Source organism: Granulicella aggregans (assembly GCF_014203275.1).
GTDB lineage: Bacteria > Acidobacteriota > Terriglobia > Terriglobales > Acidobacteriaceae > Edaphobacter.
This window is the reverse complement of record NZ_JACHIP010000001.1, coordinates 97556-114990: the sequence shown is the minus strand read 5'-3', so window position 1 is coordinate 114990 and position 17435 is coordinate 97556. Positions and strand designations below refer to the sequence as shown.

The window sequence follows — 17435 nt, the reverse complement described above, 5'->3', positions numbered from 1 at the left end:
TGAAGATTTTGTATCGATGATTCCAGGAGCGTTTGAGTGAACCTTCACCGCAGTGTCAGCCTTGTTGTCGCAAGCTTTCTAGCATCTGGAGCGTCGCTCGCCCAGACTCCAAACAATGACGCCGTTGCAGGTCGTGCGTGGTGGCACCACGTACAGGTGCTGGCGGATAACTCGATGCAGGGCAGGCAGACGGGCAGCGCTGAGTATCTTCATGCCGCTGCGTATGTCGTTGATCAGTTCAAGTCCGACGGGCTTGAGCCTGCGGGCAAGGACGGCAGCTTCTACCAGCCGGTGAAGTTCGAGGTGCAGCGGGTGCTGGCGGAGAAATCGTCGATTGCGCTTACGGTCGATGGGAAGACCGCGCCGCTGGTCTTGGGAGAGGACGCGATCCTCGGGACACGCTCGCCGCAACCGAAGACGATCAACGCGCCGCTGGTCTTCATCGGATACGGGCTTCATCTTCCGGAGGCGAAGTATGATGACTTCAATTCGCCGGAGTTGCCGGCTTCGGAGTTGAAGGGGAAGATTGTCGTTTATATCAACGGAGGACCGGCAGACCTGCCCGGGCCGCTGAAGTCCTACGCTCGTACCGCGCCTTTTCGCAAGGCACTGCGTGATGCGGGCGCGGTGGGAGCGATCTCTATACCGACGCCGAAGTCGATGGACTTTGGCTGGGCCCGAGTGGCGAGTGGAGCTTCGCAGCCGGGAATGCGGCTCGCAACCGATCCGAATGCGAAGGCGCTGGCGACGAGGCATCCTGCGCTTGAGGATATCGACGGAGAACTCTTCGCGGCGACCTTCAATCCGACCCAGGCAGAGAAGTTATTTGCGGGAACAGGCCATACATTCGCTGAGGTCTTAGCGCTGGCGGATGCACAGAAGCCGCTGCCGCGATTTGCGTTGGGAAAGTCGCTTACGGCGACGGTGACAACGGAGATCACGCAGGTGGAGTCGCCGAACATCGTCGCGAAGCTGAAGGGATCTGATCCGAAGCTGGCTGCCGACTATGTTCTGGTCTCCGCACACCTTGATCATCTCGGTGTAGGCGCTCCGATTCATGGGAAGACGATTTATGCAGGCGCAATGGACGATGCTTCCGGCGTGGCCACGGTGCTGGAGGTGGCGCGTAGCATGGCCGCGAACCCGGTACGGCCGAAGCGGTCGATGTTGTTTGTTGTCTTCACGGCGGAGGAGAAGGGACTGCTCGGCTCGCGTTACTTCGCAGGGCATCCGACGGTGCCAGAGAAAGAGATTGCTGCCGATCTGAATCTCGACATGTTCATGCCGATCTTTCCGTTGAAGAAGCTGCATGTGCAGGGTCTGGAGCAGTCGACGCTTGCGGATGATGCAAAGGCTGTCGGTGCAATCCATGGGATTGAGATTGCAGTCGATCCTGAGCCCGATCGGAACTCGTTCATTCGCACCGACCAATACAGCTTCGTGCAGGCGGGAGTTCCAGCGCTGGCGTTCAAGTTTGGATGGACGATGGGCTCGCCCGAGTACAAGGCGTGGAGGGCGTGGCTGGCGCAGCGGTATCACTCGACCGACGACGATCTGACGCAGCCTGTCGATTACGCGGCTGCGGCGCAGTTCAACAGCTTTCTTGCCGATCTAGCGCGGACGGTGGCGAATGATCCTGCAACGCAACACTATCTTGATTCGAGCTTCTTCAAGCGCTTTGAAGCGGCGAAGTAGCTGGCGTTAGAGGCCCACCAGCAATGGCCAGTCTTTGGGCGAGTGCGCGATGTGTGTCGGGACAGCCGCTTCAAGTGTGTGCGGCGCGAGGCCGAAGGTGCAGCCGATAGAGCGGGCACCGCAGTTGTGGGCTGTGAGGATATCGACGTCCGAGTCGCCGATCATGATGGTCTGAGGCGGCTCGATGGTGTGGACGGTAAGACTCGATGCTTCGGCGATCAGCGTCAGCAGTCCATGTGGGTCGGGCTTCTTGGTGTGAAAGCTGTTGCCGCCGTAGTTCTGAAAGAAGAAGCGGTCGAGCCCGAAGTGCGCGCAGATCTCCCTTGAGGGAACGACGGGCTTGTTGGTCAGGACGGCCATCGGCAGGGTGGGATGAGCCGCGCGGATGGCTTCGAGAGCTTCGATGACTCCGGGGTAGACGTAGGTGAAGTCGAGCTTGTGCAACCGGTAGTAGTCGAGGAAGTATGTAAGCGCCGCAGTTACATATTGCTCATCGGTCGAATCGCCTTCGGGATCACCGAGAGCGCGGCGCACCAGCATCGATGCGCCATCTCCGATGTAGCTTGCGATGACCTGTTGTGGAAGCTCAGGCTTGCCGAGGTGCTTGAGCATCGCGTTGACTGAGTTGCAGAGGTCAACGCGAGAGTCGATGAGTGTGCCATCGAGATCGAATACGAGGAGCTTTGGAGAGGAAGAAGACACTCAATTTAAGGTAGCAGATCGAGTGCTAGTGGACCGAGATGTCCCCCGATCCAGTGCTGACGCGGACGGTTGGGCCGCCGCCGTGGATCGTGCCGACGATGTGCTGTTTGTTGAGGGTTCCCTGCATCGTGATGGGTGCGTCGACTCTTACCGAGCCAGAGCCGGTGTCGGCATTGAGGTTGTAGTGGGCGTCGGAGGGAAGGTTGAGATGGATGGAACCCGATCCGGTGTCGAGCTTCCAGTCGGTGGAGGGATTGCCATCGATCTCTACATCGCCAGATCCTGTCCGCACGTGAACTCCGCCGTTTACGCCGTAAAGATGGATCGATCCTGATCCAGTTCCCGCCTTCACATCGCCGGCAACCTGCTGATGGAACTCGATATCGCCCGATCCCGTCTCGAGGCTGGCAGCTCCGTGAATTCCGTTAGCGCGAATAGTTCCGGAGCCGGTGACAACATGCGGTGTGGGACCGACATTGCTGAGGCGAATGTCGCCTGATCCTGTGTCAGCCGACAGCACGGAAGCGACGTTTGAGACGTCGAGATCGCCTGAGCCCGAGTTGACCTTCAACGTGGTCGAAGCGGGAAGGCTGATGTCGTAGTCGATCTCGATGTTGCGGAAGCGGTTTGAATCGCCGTGTGTCTCGCCGATGGTGATGGTGTTGCCACTCTGCACGATGGGAGGATTGGAGGTAATGTCGCGCACGCGATCTTCTTCATTGCCGTGGCTGCCGAAGTTCCATCCGTGTTGCGACTTTACCTTCGCGTTGATACGGACTTCTGACTGCGATCCGGTACTTACGTGGATGTACCCCGATCCAGTCGAGACGGTGATCGCAGGAGCCCCGCTGACATTCAGAGTCTTCGCGAAGGTGCCTTCAGCAGCGAATGCGGTTGACGTTGCGCCTGCCAGGGCGATGACGAGAGCAAGATTCTTGAGGTTCACGGGGTGCCTCCTAGAAGATATTCGATAGCCAGCTTACTGCTGAAGAATGACGGTGTCGCCGGTCTTGAGGCCAGCCAGGATCTCGGTCTTCGTTCCGTTTGAGATACCGGCCTTGATCGAGACTTTGCGCTTCCCGGCCTTCTCCTGGGCATCGGGCACTTCAACGCTGGCGTTCCGATCTTTGTCGTAGATTACGGCCTGCTCCGGGACGGTGAGGATGTTCTTATGCTCGTCGAGGATGATTTCGGCGTTAGCGGTCATGTTGGCCTTGAGCTCTCCGCCGGGGTTGTCTATGGACACGCGGACTTCAAAGGTCGTGACGTTGTCCTTCTCTACGCCAAGGGGTGCGATGCGCGTCACTTTACCTTGGAAGGTCTTGTCTTTGAACGATTCGACCTTGATGCGCGCGGGCTGCCCCATGTAGACCTGTCCGATGCCGCCTTCGTCGACCTTACCCTGAACGTAGACCTGGTGGGTGTCGCCGATGGTCATGACCAGGGTTGCGGTTGAACCCAGGACGAGAATGGAGCTGACCGCATCACCTACTTCTACGTCGCGGGAGAGGATGACACCATCCATGGGCGAGACGATGGTGGTGTAACTCAGTTGATCTTCAAGCTGCTTGAGCGAGGCCTGGGCTTGCGCGACCTGGGCCTGCGCCTGGTGCATCTTGGAGGTATCAACGGCAATCTGCGACACGGCGCGATCACGGACGTTGGCGGCTGCGAGATACTTTTGCTGAGCGTCGTCGAGCGATTGCTTCGAGACTACGCCATCCTTCGACATCCCCAGAGCACGCTCGTAGGTGTGCTTGTACATGGGCAGATCGGGAGCCTCGGCATTGACCTTGTCGTACTCAATGGCGGCAGCGGCGGCACGGAGGTTCGATTCAGCTGCCTCTAGGGTCGCCTTTTGCGCGGCAACCTGGTCGAGCACCTCCTGTTGATCGAGCTGGGCAAGGACCTGTCCTTTGTGGACGATGGCATTGATATCGACATCGAGGCGGGTGACGATACCGCTGGCTTTGGACTTTACTTCCACCTTGGTGATGGGCTGGACTTTACCGGTTGCGACGACCGAGCGGGCGATGTCACCGCTCTCTGCCTTGGCGAGCTGAGAAGGCTCGAAGGTTGTCTTCTTGCCCTTCGCCACCAGGGTTACACCAAGGACGATGAGGAGAACGAAGCCGCCTAGTCCGCCCCAGAGCCAGATGTTCCTGCGTTTGCGTTGTGCCATGAACGAAATCCTCCAAGTCTTTACGTTTCACATGCTGTTACGCAGACGCTCGAAGGATGGTTCCGTGAATAAACAGGGAAGTGAGGCTTCAGGAGTATTTGCGGAGCATGCCGAGCACCCGGCCCTGTATGGCGACGTTGGCGGCGGGCGCGTAGATCGGCGCCATTTCAGCGTTCGAGGGTTGGAGACGGATATTGGTGCCTTCACGATAGAAGCGCTTCAAGGTGGCCTCTGCTCCGTCGATCAGAGCGACAACGATCTCGCCCTCGCGCGCGGACTTCGTGCGTTCAACCAGGACGTAGTCTCCGGAGACAATGTGCTCGTCGCGCATGGAGTCGCCGCGGACTTCGAGAGCGAAAACTTCGCGGTTACCGATGATGTCGTTGAGAGAGATGCTCTCGGCGGATTCAATGGCTTCAACCGGTTGGCCGGCTGCGATGCGCCCCATCAATGGGAGGCGGTCAGAGGTAGTCTTCTTGGGCGGACGCACAGGGATGACGTCGATCGAGCGGCTGCGGTTATGGGCGCGCTGGAGGAGGCCCTTACTCTGCAGGTTGGTCACATGCTTATGCACGGTGGCAAGGCTGCTGAGCCCAAGACCGGCGGCAATCTCCTCGTAAGACGGAGAGTAGCCGTTCTTATGGGTGAAGCTGGAGAGAAAGTCTAGGACCTCTTTTTGCCGTTTCGTAATTGCCATGCGATTGATTGTAGCGAATAAAAGGCGAAGCGCAAGGGTCTTCTAAGAATTATCTCCGATGAACCTCGGACAATACTCGGCTAGAGCTTCTGCAGAAGGACTTGGCCTGAAACTGCACCTTCGACCGTGCCCGTGATCTGGACGGCGCCGCCCACTTCGGTGATGTCGAGAATCAGCTCATCGTGTTTTCCCGCAACCGGCTTGACCAGGTTGGGTTGGGAGAGGCCGTGAAGAGTGAGGACGACAGATCTTAGAGCGTCGACTTCACCCGATGAAGGAACAAAACGGAGTCGATACTGCTTGGCGCTGTCGATCTTTGACGTCAGATCGAGCGAGAATCTGCCGTCTCTCCATGAGCCGGCCAGATTAGCGGCCCACACTTGTGGCTTAGCGTCCCAGCCTGCAGGAGGAGCGACCCCGATGTTGTATGCAGCGAAGGTGCGCAGCCAGGGAGTTCCCTTATGGACCGTCGCAACCATGCGAAGGGCATCGATCGTAGTAGGTCTTACGGGTTGAATGCGCTTGTGGCCGATCGAGGTCCCGGTGCCCAGTTCGGTCCACACTCCATTGGTTCGTCCATCGATTCGATACCCACGGATGCGTTCGCCCTTTGAGGTGTCTTCCTGAAGCACAACGGTGTCGATCTTTGCCGGGACGGGAAGACTTAGGAGAATCTCCTCGCCGCTGCCTGAAAGGGCCGCGATGGGCTTGGCGAATCGTTGCCGAAGCTGGGTTCCGAAGCCGGCCGCGGCATCGCAGTCAGGCTTGGATAGAAGACCGTCGCGGTTGACAGGGATGTTGAGTAGAAGCTGGCAGCCCCGGCCTACCGAGCAGTAATAGATAGTGAGGAGCTGATCAACAGTGAGGACTTTCTTCTCGTTCGTGGTGCTCCAGAACCAGTCTGGGCGGCGAATGGAGACGTCGACCTCGTTGGGCATCCAGGTGTCGCCGTCGGGGTCACTGTTGAGTGAGGTTGCGGTACCCGATTTGGCGTCGGTGCGGCTGATGCCATTCCAGCAGGGATTCGGGGCAAAGCCGTCCTCGTTGCCGACCCAGCGGATGGTGGCCGAGGGGCCCTGGAAGACCATGGCGTGGGGCTGGTATTTGGTTAGGATGTCGGAGACGGGGGCCGCGGTTGAGCCGTCGAACCAGACTTCGACCATCCCGCCGTAACGGGAGAGGACCTCGGTGAGTTGCTCGCGGTACATAGCGTTGTAGCGCTGCTGGAGCTCAGGGGTGGCGCAAATGCCGCCGGTCTTGGCGCCGAAGTGGTCGTCGCGGGGGCAGACGTAGACGCCGAGCTTAAGGCCGAACTTGCGGCAGGAGGCGGCGACGTCCGCGAGGACGTCGCCCTTGCCGTCGCGCCAGGGGGTGTTGCGAATGCTGTAGTCGGTGGTGTGGGTCTGCCACATGCAGAAGCCGCCCTGATGCTTGGCGACGAAGACGATGTACTTTGCGCCGAGAGCGACGGCGGTGCGGGCCCATTGGTCGGTGTCGAGGTGCTTCGGGTCGATGACGGAGAGCGGCGTAGAGAGGTTGTCGGACTCGACGTCCTGCCAGGTGTTGGGGGCGAAGTGGACGAACATGCCGACTTCGAGATCCTGCCAGGCGATCTGATCGGGGGAGGGAAGAGCCCGTGCAGTCGATGCGCCGGCTGTCTGGCCGAAAGCCTTACGAGCGGCGAGGACTAGTCCGAGTTGCGCTGAATTGAGGAGAATCTGGCGACGGTTCATAAAGTGTCTGCAGCAACTTGATTCTTGCAGACCGTCTCCGGAGTGTCGAACTTGTCAGTTGAATTGCTCAAAGGTGGCGGGTTACGGCTCCCCACGTGAACAAAGTGTTGAAAGGCTTCCGCGAATCGGGGTACTCCTTAACGGATCACCTGAGTTCCTTCATGAGTCCGTCTCCTGACGCTTCTGTGTCATTTGTCGCCCTAGCCGTCCTTAGTAGGCTTGGGGGAAGCCCAGCGCTCATGCACATCGATTGAGGCATGTGTGCTCTCACCGCTAACGTAGGTGGATGCTCGATAGATGTCCAAATGCAAATGACCCGCACACATCGAGCCCTGTTCTTCAGCGCAATCGTTGCGCAGTTGGCGCATGCGGGGATGTTTCTTGTTTTGAAAGACGCCACATTCGCTTCGAATGTGGTTCAGGTTGTCATCGCCTTACTTTGCACCGTAGTTTGCCTGGTCAAGGCGAAGGAGTCCGCCCGAGCGGGTTTTCTGCTTCCCTGGGGGCTTCTGGCGAGTTCCATTTTCCTGTGGACGGCCGGACAGATGCTGTTCGTGATTCCCTTGATTCGGCCCCAGGCGAGATTATGGGAGAACGCCAGTAATATCCTGTGGCTTCTATTCTCTTTTCCATTCTTGCTTGCCTCGTTTGTTCGATCGCCGGGAGAACGGCGTGACGGAGCCAGCTGGCTCGATTTCGCACAGGCTTTTCTCTTTTTTTGCACCCTGTTTGCGCTGGTTTTCAGCCATCCAAGCATCATCAGCTTGTCGCAAACCTACGAAGTGCAGAGTGTCGCACTGGCGCTCGCGTTTGCGCTTCGATTCTCAGTGTCGGCTCGCGGAGAAGAGCGACTCTTCTACAGAAATGCAGCGGTCTTTACCATCTCTTACGCTGTGTTTTCCATCATCGGGTACGTGGCGGAAGATCATGGCTTTCCATCTGGTTCTTTGATGGATCTCTGCTGGACTGTCCCGTTCACCTTACTTTCGCTGCTGGCGATGCAGCCTTCTCTGGCGACGTACCCGCAGAGCAGGCCAAGTCAGCTCCTGAATTCCTCCGGGCTGCACGGAATCTGTGCGTTCGGCCTCGCGACGATGTCGCTGACGGCGTCGGGTCTGCTGGCCAGGCATCGACCGCTGTTTGGAGGTTGGGTCGTTTTCGTGGCGTTCTGTCTGCTTGCGGCGCGGACGATAGCGCGCGAGCTTCAACTTCACCGGGTCCATACGCAACTGGAGGACTTCGCTCTGCGCGACCCACTCACGGGGCTCGCCAATCGGACGGCTCTTGAACGCGCTTTGGTGGGGCGAGATGAAGTAGAGAACCGCAATTCCGATCGCCAGACTGTTGTCCTCTTCATTGACCTAGATCGGTTCAAGCTTATCAACGACGGGTTCGGGCATCACTTCGGCGACCTGGTACTCAAGGAGGTCTCCAACCTACTGCGGCTCGCCACCCGAGAGCAGGACCTGATTGCACGGCAGGGCGGAGATGAATTCGTTGTACTGTTGGACCGCATCGATCTAGCAGGCGCCCAGGAGGTCGCGGACAGAATTGGAACGATGATCAGGAAGCCGATCCAGATAGCGGGCAAGACCGTTCATCTGAGCGCAAGCGTCGGTCTGGCCAGCCGTGGATTTGGCGAAGGTGGAGAGACGCTGCTCGAGGATGCCGACTGCGCTATGTACAACGCGAAATCCCTGGGCAGGGACCGTATCGAACTCTTCACGCCGGAGCTTCTGATCAAGGCAAAGAGCGCGCATACCCTGCACACCGATCTGCGAGAGGCGCTGGCTGATGGACAGATCACGGTGCACTACCAGCCGATCTACGGCTGTGAGAGCGCAGAGATAAAGGGCTTCGAGGCGCTCGTGCGGTGGCGCCATCCGAAACGAGGGTACATCTCTCCTGGGGACTTTATCCCTATTGCGGAAGAGACCGGATTGATTGTCGAGCTGGGGCAATACGTCCTGCGCATAGCATGCGCTCAGTGCCATGCGTGGAACGTGCAGTTTGGACGGGAGCTGGCGATCAGCGTGAACGTATCGGCCCGACAGTTTGCGGACCGAGGATTCATCCGGACGGTTACCGAAACTCTTGAAGCATCCGGCTTGAGGCCGCAATTGCTGAAGCTGGAGATAACGGAGACCGTGCTTCTCGGAGGATATGGCGGGATAGGAGAGATGTTGTCCGAGCTTCGAAGTGCGGGCATAAAGATCGCCCTGGATGACTTCGGAACCGGGTACTCGTCTTTGAGCTACCTCATGAACTTCCCCTTCGATATCCTGAAGATCGATCGGAGCTTCGTCTCTCACATTCATCACGACTTCAGGCGCTCGGAGACTGTGCGGAAGATTGTGGAGCTGGCGGCAATTCTTGGAATGAGGACGATCGCGGAAGGCGTTGAGACGGCGGAGGAACTGGCTTGTGTGCGCGATCTCGGTTGCGATTTTGTTCAAGGGTATCTGCTGTCAAGGCCGTTAGCTCCGGAAGCCGTGTCCGCTCTGCTCTCCCTTGAGATAAAGGCGGCTCAAAGCCCTTCATCGAAGCCGGTCCATTCGGGTCACTTTACTGCGCTTGCGAGCTAGTTGGCGGGATGCGGTTTGATGGGATCGTCGAGGCTTTGATTGTTGTGCCAGCGAGACTGCCTATGCGGTGCGCACTTTAGCAAAGCGGCAATCTCCTCGTTCTGCCTAGTTCCTGCAGAGATCTATATTCCGACCAGATGTCTCTAAGCTGTCCGATCTTGCGATATACACGGCGCAACATAGAAATCTGAACCTTGTGCTTAGCCATTCCTTGAAGTAAGGAGTGGCGTTGAAAATACGTTCCTCACTAAGTGAACGAACTTGGGCTCCGCTGTTTGCAGAACCGAAGTTCCATGCTGCTGACGGTCTAGTCTAATGTTGGCTTGCGCATAAGGATGAAGTCGGGCTGCTATATCTTTGAGCAACTTAGCGACATGCATACCCCATAAGGTTGAACCAAATGAACCCCATAAGGCTGAAGTTCCACCATGGATTTACTCATAAGGTTGAAGTTTCCAGCCTTCTGTTCCCGGCCGATTAGTTCAGACCCATTACGGTGCGTTCCTGCTTTATCAAACACCCAAAGCGTCGAGGAACGCCGATGCCTATGCAGTCTCCTCTTTCGAAAAACTGAAGAGCTCCACGAGCGCTTTCACGCGCTCTTTCTGACGGCTGGGTGGAAGTCGCCTGGTTCTTGTAAGCTCGGCGAGGCCATGGAGGCTCGCCCAAAGCATCTCGGCGAGAAGCTCTGGCTTAGAGCTCTGCCCATGAAACAGCTCCATGAACTGCGTAAATGCGAATCGTAACTCCGAAGGAGTTGCGGCCTCACCGAACGGGACGCTCAGGCTCAGCGAAAACATCGCCTCATAAAGTGCAGGTGAAGATGCCGCGAATTCGAGATAGGCCTCCGCTACCCGTTCGACTGGACTTCCACGCTTGACCCGTCTCCGTGCCTTCTCCAACACCTGGCCAAGTTCCTGGAATCCTTCGGTCGCAACTGCGGCGAGAACTCCTTCGCGGCTTCCAAAATGAGCGTACAGAACGGGTTGGCTGTAGGAGATTTCGTCAGCCAGCCGCCGAACGGTGACATTCGACCAACCTTCAAGCTCCGCGATTCGTCGAGCAGCACTGATGATTTGTGCCCGGCGAGCCTGCTTGTCCCGCAGCTTTCGTTCTGCAATTCGGTTCGTCACGAGTTGTCTCTGTCGCCCTAAAGAAATTATAGCGCCGCTAGAAAATTGCCGCACCTATCTCTTCCGTCTCGCATCTATTATAGCGTTGCTAGATTAAGTATCACGGAGATGCGCCATGTACACCGTTACTCCACTCGCTCTTGCCATTCTCGTCTCGGTTGCAATCCTTGTGATTGGTTGTTTCTACCTTGCATCTCCGGAACGGATACTGGGAGGTTTCGGTCTTAAGCCACCCGCACACGATGCTGACACCCGTGCGTGGCTACGTCTAAAAGGTACTCGGGACATCGCGTCTGGATTGGCGGTGCTAACCCTGATGTTGACCACGAACAACCGCACCGTAGGCATCGTTCTCCTCGTTCTTGCCATCATCCCTTGCGGCGATATGTCCACCATTCTTATGTCGGGCGGCCGAAAGGCTTCCGCGTTCTTCGTTCATGGCCTGACCTGCGCGGTAATGCTTTTCGCCGGCCTACTGCTGATTCGCGCGTTTTGAGGCAAATTCGCCAAAGGATGCCTCACCCTCGTGTACTCACTCCATGTGGGGCCAAGTTATGAGGAAGGTGGTCCTTGCCGGCCTCAACGACCGTGAGGCTAGGATTGCGGTCATCCATGCTAGGGTTCCCTCTACCAGAGAAATCAATAGGAGTCGTTTATGCACATCGTCAACCTGGCCACACTCTTCATCGTCCTTTCTCTAGTAGGCGTTGAGTTTTCTGTATCCGCATTCGTGAACCCTGCCGCGTGGCGACTTGACCCCGAACCGCAGTTGAAGCTGCTGAGCCGCTTGGCTGTCGTGCTTGGGAAAGTGATGCCGATCTGGTACCCCGCCTGCGCCCTGCTGTTAGGCATTCAGACCTGGCTACATTGGCATACGGCGGATTCGGGAATTCTACTTGCCGCAGATACGCTCTGGGTGATTGCGTCGGTTGGAGGGATCATCTTTCTCGTCCCTCTCAATAACCGCATTGCAGCAGGTGACTCTGATTGGCAGCAGATCCATCGGGCTTGGGATGGGAGACATCGCCTGCGTATTACAGTTCTCGCAGTCGCAGCCATCCTGCTCTCATACGTGACGGTGTGCTAAATCGCAGGTCTATAGTTTCTGCCCGAGTCGCTTTTCCATCGAACTGCGATAACTTCTGCTGACGCGAGGGTGGGAACCATCCTTCAAGAGAACCTCGAACTCTCCATGGGAGAGAGCCTCCAACTGCACAATACTTTCAATATTGATGATTGCGGAGCGGTGTATACGGAGAAACCGGATGGGGTCGAGGCGATGCTCCAGATCAGCCAACGAAGCCCGGTAAAGCATCTCTTTTCCGGAGACATGAAGAGTGACATAGACTCCGGCCGCTTCGATCCAGTCGACATCCTTCAATCTCACAAACTTTGTAATTCCATCCGTCTTGATCGCTAAGCGGTCCAGGTGCCGCGTCTCGATCGCTTGGGAGCTGAGCACCTGCGCAACGTTTTGTCCGAATTCTAAAAGATGAAGGTCGTCCGTCCGCCTCTTCGCGCGAGCCAACATCGTCTCGAATCGCTCATCACTGAAGGGCTTAAGCAAGTAGTCCAAGGCATTCGCTTCGAAGGCGCGCATTGCATGCTGATCATAGGCTGTTACAAAAACCGTAAAGGGCATGATCTCGGACCCAACAGCTTCAATCACTTCAAGGCCATTCAGCTCTGGCATCTGCACATCGAGTAGCACCAGGTCGGGCCTTTCGCTCAGTATCATTCGGACTGCGGTCTCTCCATCCCCTGCTTCCTGGACGGAAGACACTTCCGGATCCTGAGTCAACAGGTCGGAGAGACGCTGGCGGGCGGGCGCCTCATCATCCACGATGAGCACCCTGATGCCATCACGCGATAGAGCTGTCATCAGCTTCCTTTCGTTTGTGCAGCGGAAATGACATGGATACCTCTGTCCCACCTTCACTTCTTCGCCGGACATCGAAGTGACTCGCGTCGTCAGGGTACAGTCCGGCAAATCGTTCGCGCGTCACAGACAGGCCCACTCCCTTATGCGTATCGAACGACCAGCCAGTGGGCAACCCCACACCATCGTCCAGTACTTGAAGAACAAGTGTCTCTTCGAAGCGTTGCGCACTCAAGATAATCGCCCCGCCCCGAGCTCGTTTGGAGATGCCGTGGCGTATGGCGTTTTCCACCAAGGGTTGGATGATGAGGCTGGGAACCAGAGCATCTCTCACGTCTGGAGCGATTTGCATCTCGACCTTCAGGGAATCGCCGAAGCGGATCCTTTGGATGGCTAGATAGTGGTCGAGGAAAGCTAACTCTTCAGCGAGTGATATCTCCTGAACTCCTTGCGAGTTCAGAGAAAGCCGTAGCAGGTCGCCCAGGTGTTCGATCATCTTCCTCGCGAGCTTGGGCTCCCGCTCGACCTGTGAGGAAACGGTGTTGAGCGCATTGAAGAGGAAGTGTGGATCTAACTGCATACGCAATGAATTGAGACGAGCTTCTGAAAAGTTTCTCTGCAGGCGCTCCATCTGCAGTTCGGCGGATACGAACCGCTGGTGATAACGGTAGGCTTCCCACACGCCCACGATCAGGCAGTACACAAGCATGCTCCAGAACATCTCCATGTAAGCTTCCTTGATGACTGCCATCCCGGATAGCCTGGACCATTTGCCTGCACCGAGCGCCGCACTTAGAACCGACTCGACATAGCCATAGAGGATGGATACGAAGGGCCCTAAAGCGAAGAGTGTGATGACGCGGGGAACGATTCGTTGCACCGCGAAAGGAAGTGCACGATCCACGGCGACGATGCCGGGAACCAGGATTCCCCAAGACCACCATTGAGCCAAAGCCGATATAAATATCCGGTGCAGGTCACGGCTCCGCTCTAGCTGAGGTAAAGCGAAGATCGCCGCAACCAACGTCCAAAAGACGACTGAGACGACCGACCACTTGAGAGAAGTTTTCATCATGGCTCTTCCAGCCATTCTGACAGATCACAATCGTCTCCGTGGCCCGGGAAGGTCAGTTGCGAGAGTTCGGATCTCCTTGTGCTTTATTCCGCGTCCCGCTCATTTGATCTGAATACCGGCCTGCACCAGCCGGGACCGTTTCAGAACATAATGTCCAACTGGGCCTCGGATGTAAGTAAATTCACGCTAAAGATCCCTGCTCGCAATGGCTGGCGTCGTCTTTGAGGGGATAACAAATGAAGCATTTCATCCGCACCCTGCTCTTTGCTCTAACGATTCCGGCAGGCGTCGTCAGCATTGCCCAAAGTCCATCAACTACTGAGGGCAATAAGACTGTATCTGCTGGGACCACATCGGACACTGTAGATGTTCAGCATGTGATCGATGCCTACCATGAAGCGGTTCTTGCTCACGACGGTCCTCGCCTCGCGAGTTTATTCATTCCTCAAGGCGGTATGTGGCTCAACGTGCTCTCCGATGACGCTTTCGCTCGGGTCAAAGCCAAATCGCCCGATGCGGCAAAGATTCGTGTCGGAAGCTATACAGACTTTGCGAAGATGGTCTCGAACTCAAAGGCTAGCTTCAACCCGACGCACACGAATCTGCAGCTGAATAGCGATGGGACGATTGCCTCGGTGTACTTCGATTACGTGTTCCTGATCGACGGAAAAGAGCAAAATCGGGGAAGCGAGACGTGGGTGTTAGTCAAAGGTCCAGACGGTTGGAGAATAGCGGCCGTGACCTACTCATCAAATCCACACATTTCTTAAGCCGTTCGTGCATGACTAATGGCCAAAGCTTACCCAACCCAACTGTACGACCGGAGTAGTTACATGCCACGGCCTCGGGTTTACCCTCATTTCATTCTCTTCGGCTTCATCACTCTTTGCCTTTCTCTGCCTGCATCCGTCAGCGGAGCGGGGCCCGATGCCAAAGCAGGCCAGGTGATCTCGATGGCCGCAAATCATTGGCATCCGGCCGGCGAGAAAGTTGACGTGCAATACGTTATGAAGGAAGGATTCCCCGATGGGATGATCGTTCTGAAGTCGGGTGATCTCGCCCTCAACGATCTCTCATTTCGTGACGGCACCCTTGAGTTCGATATGAAGCCGCTCGCTCAAGACATTCCGGGTATGCGCTTCCGGCAGCGTGACTCTCAGAATGGTGAGGAGTTCTATATTCGGAGTTTCCCTGATTGTCGGGCCGAAAATGATTGCATCCAGTACAGTCCGGTAATCAATGGCTTCATGCTCTGGAACGTCTATCCCCAGTATCAGAGACGGGCACCTGTCGTCTTCGACGGCTGGAATCACATCCGGCTTGTCATCTCAGGCAAGCGAATGAACGTTTTCATCAACGACTCCGTTCAGCCGACGCTCGCTATTGGAGAACTTCTCGGAAACACTCGGCAAGGCGGTTTGGAACTGCACGGTCCCGCTGCATTCGCCAACCTCGTGGTCTCACCTGGTGAGACGGACGGGTTATCTCCTGTCCCACTTCCCGACAGCACGGGAAGCGATACCAACATCGTGCACGACTGGCTTTTAGCACCCTTGACGTCTCTGCACTACGGGTCTACTCCCAGATACGCAGAATCCCCGCAGGAGCCGAAAACATGGAAGCATATCCGTTCCGAGCGATTTGGAATCGTGAACCTCAATCGACAATTCAAGGGTTCCAATGAGGCGCCTGCGCTCACCTGGGTTAAGACATCGATAGATTCTGATAAAGATCAGCAGAAACGGATCTCTCTAGGTTGGATCGGCCAGACATGGGTCTTTGTGAATGGATCTCTGATCACGTCTGGCAAGAACTTCTACTACCCGGAGTCAGAGCGGCGCAGCCCGGACGGTCGCCTCTCTCTGAACAATGGCTCCTTCATGATTCCACTACATCGTGGCCACAATGAAATCATGATTGCTCTGTATAGCTCAGTCCACGACGACGCACGATCTCGAACCGCTTACGGGTGGGGCTTCGCCATGCGCTACGAGGACATGCGCGGTCTCGTAGTCCTACGCTAGTCAAACTTGCTAACAAGTGAGATCAAGAGCTTGCAGAGCCCCAGATTCTTCCAAACATAACTTGAACGAAGCGCTTACCTCTGCGAAGAGAGGACTGCTCACCCCATTCGTCGCGCGATGTTTGACGAAAGAGTACCGTCCTATACATAGGATGTTGCGCCGCAAACATGGCGTTAGAAGGCTCATACATGGATGCAAGGGTGAATCGACGCGAAGTAACAAAGTGGATGCTTTCAGCTTCAATTGGTAGCCTTGCGGCGGAGAGGCTGAGCGCCAGCACGGCGAACTTCCATGGTGCGCATTCCAGCGCAGACTTTGGATCGGTACGGGACAGAATTCAGCAGGCGATCGCGCGGGGCGATGCCACCGGCGTAGCCATTGCAGTGATTGAAGGCGGCCGCATCGTCTGGGAGGAGGGATTCGGATGGGCCAATCGGGAAGCGGCTCTGAAAGCTACATCGCATACCCCATTCAGCATGGCGTCGATCACCAAGCCCTTCACTACGACCACTCTCATGACACTGGTTGCTGAAGGCAGACTATCCCTTGACACGCCCGCGAACGGAACTCTTCTGGGAAGCAAGATCATCGGCAAAAATGGTGACGCGAATGCGGCAACCGTCCGCATGCTCGGTGCGCACGTTAGCGGTCTTCCGGGCATGTACGAGTCTTATGGCGATGACGAAGCAAAACTCGTTCGTAGTCCGAACGTTCTTCTTGAAGAATACGGCAGACTCGCGTACCCACCGGCAACGTGCTACGAGTACAGCAACATTGGATACGCGGCGCTTGGCGCAATTGCATCAGGTCTCACGCAGTCGGAATTTGGGCCGCTTATGCATCGGGCTGTGCTTTCCCCACTCGGACTGAACGACAGCTTTTTCGGTAGTGATAACGTCCGGGTGCGAAACGCTGCGAAGCGATATGATCCGCTTGGTCACGCCATACCGCACTGCACCACATCTACGCCCGCTTCGGGTGAACTGTATGCGAGCGCTCACGATCTTGCTCAATTCATTCTCTTCAACATGGGCCATCGTGTTCATAGCCCGGCAACGATTCTGAGCAAGACTGACATCGATGAATTGCATCGACCAGTCTTCGTCGGGCCATCCGGTGTTGCGTCCACCTTCGGCTGGTTTGCGAGCCACACCGCCTCCGGCGTTCCTTTCTTCTTCAAGATCGGTGGAGACCCCGGAGTTGCCAACAGAATGTTTTTCGTCCCTTCAAAAGGCTTGGCCTGCGTGGTTGTCACAAATCAATCGAATGCGGGCGAACTGGCTTACAGCGTCTGTGACGAGGTGATGACGAGCAAGCTGCCGGAGTGGCGCCGTCCCATAGAAGACTGCGGCTCTCCCAGCACTCCCTTTATCGCGGATACCTCATACCGAGGACGATGGATCGGAGTTCTCGAAGATGGCGGTGCAAACATGCCCATTGTCCTGGATATTGGGTCAGGTCAATCTGCGACTCTGGCCATCGGGAGCAACCGAGCCGAAGAGATCACCGAAATGCGCACCGAGGGAGAAGCGTTTATAGGCACTTGCAGTGGTCGGATTGACTCGCCAGACGCGATCAGAGTCGGAGCCAAAACACTCAAACTTAAGCTCCTTTCAAGCGGCGATCGGCTAGTCGGCAGAGTGTTCGCGATTGCCGGTGATCCGAACTTCAAGAATGCAAGTCTGCCTTATGTTCTCAACTTGAGTCGCAGTTGAGCGCGTGACAAGCCC

General features: G+C 56.6%; 15 protein-coding genes. 7 read left to right on the top strand and 8 right to left on the bottom strand.

Translation table 11 applies throughout. The features are described from left to right. Positions 1-36: 36 nt before the first annotated feature. Positions 37-1695, top strand: a complete 1659-nt coding sequence (locus HDF16_RS31510; RefSeq protein ID WP_348641193.1) for a M20/M25/M40 family metallo-hydrolase — start codon at positions 37-39, stop codon at positions 1693-1695. A 6-nt stretch (positions 1696-1701) separates the two neighbouring features. Here HDF16_RS31510 and HDF16_RS00490 read toward each other — a convergent pair whose 3' ends face one another. The 5 genes from HDF16_RS00490 to HDF16_RS00470 all read right to left on the bottom strand — a co-directional run bounded on the left by HDF16_RS00490 (position 1702) and on the right by HDF16_RS00470 (position 7009). Then, on the bottom strand, positions 1702-2397 hold the full coding sequence (locus tag HDF16_RS00490; RefSeq protein ID WP_184213116.1) for an HAD hydrolase-like protein: 696 nt from the start codon (positions 2395-2397) through the stop codon (positions 1702-1704). A 25-nt stretch (positions 2398-2422) separates the two neighbouring features. Beyond that, positions 2423-3343: a DUF4097 family beta strand repeat-containing protein gene (locus HDF16_RS00485; RefSeq protein ID WP_184213114.1), complete on the bottom strand. Its 921-nt coding sequence runs from the start codon at positions 3341-3343 to the stop codon at positions 2423-2425. A 33-nt stretch (positions 3344-3376) separates the two neighbouring features. Beyond that, positions 3377-4579, bottom strand: a complete 1203-nt coding sequence (locus HDF16_RS00480; protein ID WP_184213112.1) for an efflux RND transporter periplasmic adaptor subunit — start codon at positions 4577-4579, stop codon at positions 3377-3379. 88 nt (positions 4580-4667) lie between these two features. Continuing rightward, positions 4668-5276, bottom strand: a complete 609-nt coding sequence (lexA, locus tag HDF16_RS00475) for a transcriptional repressor LexA (protein ID WP_184213110.1) — start codon at positions 5274-5276, stop codon at positions 4668-4670. Positions 5277-5356: 80 nt separating this feature from the next. Beyond that, a complete protein-coding gene (locus tag HDF16_RS00470) occupies positions 5357-7009 on the bottom strand; it encodes an alpha-L-fucosidase (protein WP_184213108.1) in 1653 nt (550 codons plus the stop codon). Between the two features lie 311 nt (positions 7010-7320). On the opposite strand from HDF16_RS00470, the gene HDF16_RS00465 reads away from it, so the two are divergent. Beyond that, positions 7321-9594 (top strand): putative bifunctional diguanylate cyclase/phosphodiesterase, encoded by a 2274-nt coding sequence (locus tag HDF16_RS00465; protein ID WP_221312390.1) that lies wholly within the window; start codon positions 7321-7323, stop codon positions 9592-9594. Positions 9595-10139: 545 nt separating this feature from the next. On the opposite strand, the gene HDF16_RS00460 is transcribed toward HDF16_RS00465, so the two are convergent. Then, positions 10140-10727 carry a TetR family transcriptional regulator gene (locus tag HDF16_RS00460; protein WP_184213104.1) on the bottom strand — a complete coding sequence of 196 codons (588 nt, stop codon included), beginning with the start codon at positions 10725-10727 and terminating at the stop codon, positions 10140-10142. Positions 10728-10842: 115 nt separating this feature from the next. Here HDF16_RS00460 and HDF16_RS00455 point away from each other — a divergent pair, with 115 nt between their 5' ends. Together HDF16_RS00455 and HDF16_RS00450 are read left to right on the top strand one after the other, a co-directional pair. After that, positions 10843-11223 carry a DUF4267 domain-containing protein gene (locus tag HDF16_RS00455; protein WP_184213102.1) on the top strand — a complete coding sequence of 127 codons (381 nt, stop codon included), beginning with the start codon at positions 10843-10845 and terminating at the stop codon, positions 11221-11223. Between the two features lie 159 nt (positions 11224-11382). Further along, complete coding sequence (locus HDF16_RS00450) at positions 11383-11814, top strand: DUF1772 domain-containing protein (RefSeq protein WP_184213100.1); 432 nt, start codon at positions 11383-11385, stop codon at positions 11812-11814. A gap of 9 nt (positions 11815-11823) precedes the next feature. On the opposite strand, the gene HDF16_RS00445 is transcribed toward HDF16_RS00450, so the two are convergent. Both HDF16_RS00445 and HDF16_RS00440 read right to left on the bottom strand, forming a co-directional pair. Beyond that, positions 11824-12609 carry a LytR/AlgR family response regulator transcription factor gene (locus HDF16_RS00445; RefSeq protein ID WP_184213098.1) on the bottom strand — a complete coding sequence of 262 codons (786 nt, stop codon included), beginning with the start codon at positions 12607-12609 and terminating at the stop codon, positions 11824-11826. Next, positions 12590-13630, bottom strand: coding sequence for a sensor histidine kinase (locus HDF16_RS00440; RefSeq protein WP_246408541.1), 1041 nt, complete (start codon positions 13628-13630; stop codon positions 12590-12592). The genes HDF16_RS00445 and HDF16_RS00440 overlap by 20 nt, the downstream gene beginning before the upstream one ends. A 287-nt stretch (positions 13631-13917) precedes the next feature. On the opposite strand from HDF16_RS00440, the gene HDF16_RS00435 reads away from it, so the two are divergent. From HDF16_RS00435 to HDF16_RS00425, 3 genes are all read left to right on the top strand, one after another. Then, positions 13918-14451, top strand: a complete 534-nt coding sequence (locus HDF16_RS00435; RefSeq protein ID WP_184213094.1) for a nuclear transport factor 2 family protein — start codon at positions 13918-13920, stop codon at positions 14449-14451. Between the two features lie 63 nt (positions 14452-14514). Further along, entirely contained in the window at positions 14515-15705 is a 1191-nt protein-coding gene (locus HDF16_RS00430; RefSeq protein WP_184213092.1) for a hypothetical protein, read from the top strand. A 200-nt stretch (positions 15706-15905) separates the two neighbouring features. Continuing rightward, complete coding sequence (locus tag HDF16_RS00425; protein WP_348641192.1) at positions 15906-17420, top strand: serine hydrolase domain-containing protein; 1515 nt, start codon at positions 15906-15908, stop codon at positions 17418-17420. Positions 17421-17435: the final 15 nt, after the last annotated feature.

Excerpts from the sequence above, each read along its gene's own strand:
- HDF16_RS00435 (WP_184213094.1), top strand. The coding sequence starts at position 13,918 with ATGAAGCATTTCATCCGCACCCTGCTCTTTGCTCTAACGATTCCGGCA.
- HDF16_RS00430 (WP_184213092.1), top strand. The coding sequence starts at position 14,515 with ATGCCACGGCCTCGGGTTTACCCTCATTTCATTCTCTTCGGCTTCATC.
- HDF16_RS00455 (WP_184213102.1), top strand. The coding sequence starts at position 10,843 with ATGTACACCGTTACTCCACTCGCTCTTGCCATTCTCGTCTCGGTTGCA.
- lexA (WP_184213110.1), bottom strand. The coding sequence starts at position 5,276 with ATGGCAATTACGAAACGGCAAAAAGAGGTCCTAGACTTTCTCTCCAGC.
- HDF16_RS00450 (WP_184213100.1), top strand. The coding sequence starts at position 11,383 with ATGCACATCGTCAACCTGGCCACACTCTTCATCGTCCTTTCTCTAGTA.
- HDF16_RS00480 (WP_184213112.1), bottom strand. The coding sequence starts at position 4,579 with ATGGCACAACGCAAACGCAGGAACATCTGGCTCTGGGGCGGACTAGGC.
- HDF16_RS00470 (WP_184213108.1), bottom strand. The coding sequence starts at position 7,009 with ATGAACCGTCGCCAGATTCTCCTCAATTCAGCGCAACTCGGACTAGTC.
- HDF16_RS00445 (WP_184213098.1), bottom strand. The coding sequence starts at position 12,609 with ATGACAGCTCTATCGCGTGATGGCATCAGGGTGCTCATCGTGGATGAT.
- HDF16_RS00465 (WP_221312390.1), top strand. The coding sequence starts at position 7,321 with ATGACCCGCACACATCGAGCCCTGTTCTTCAGCGCAATCGTTGCGCAG.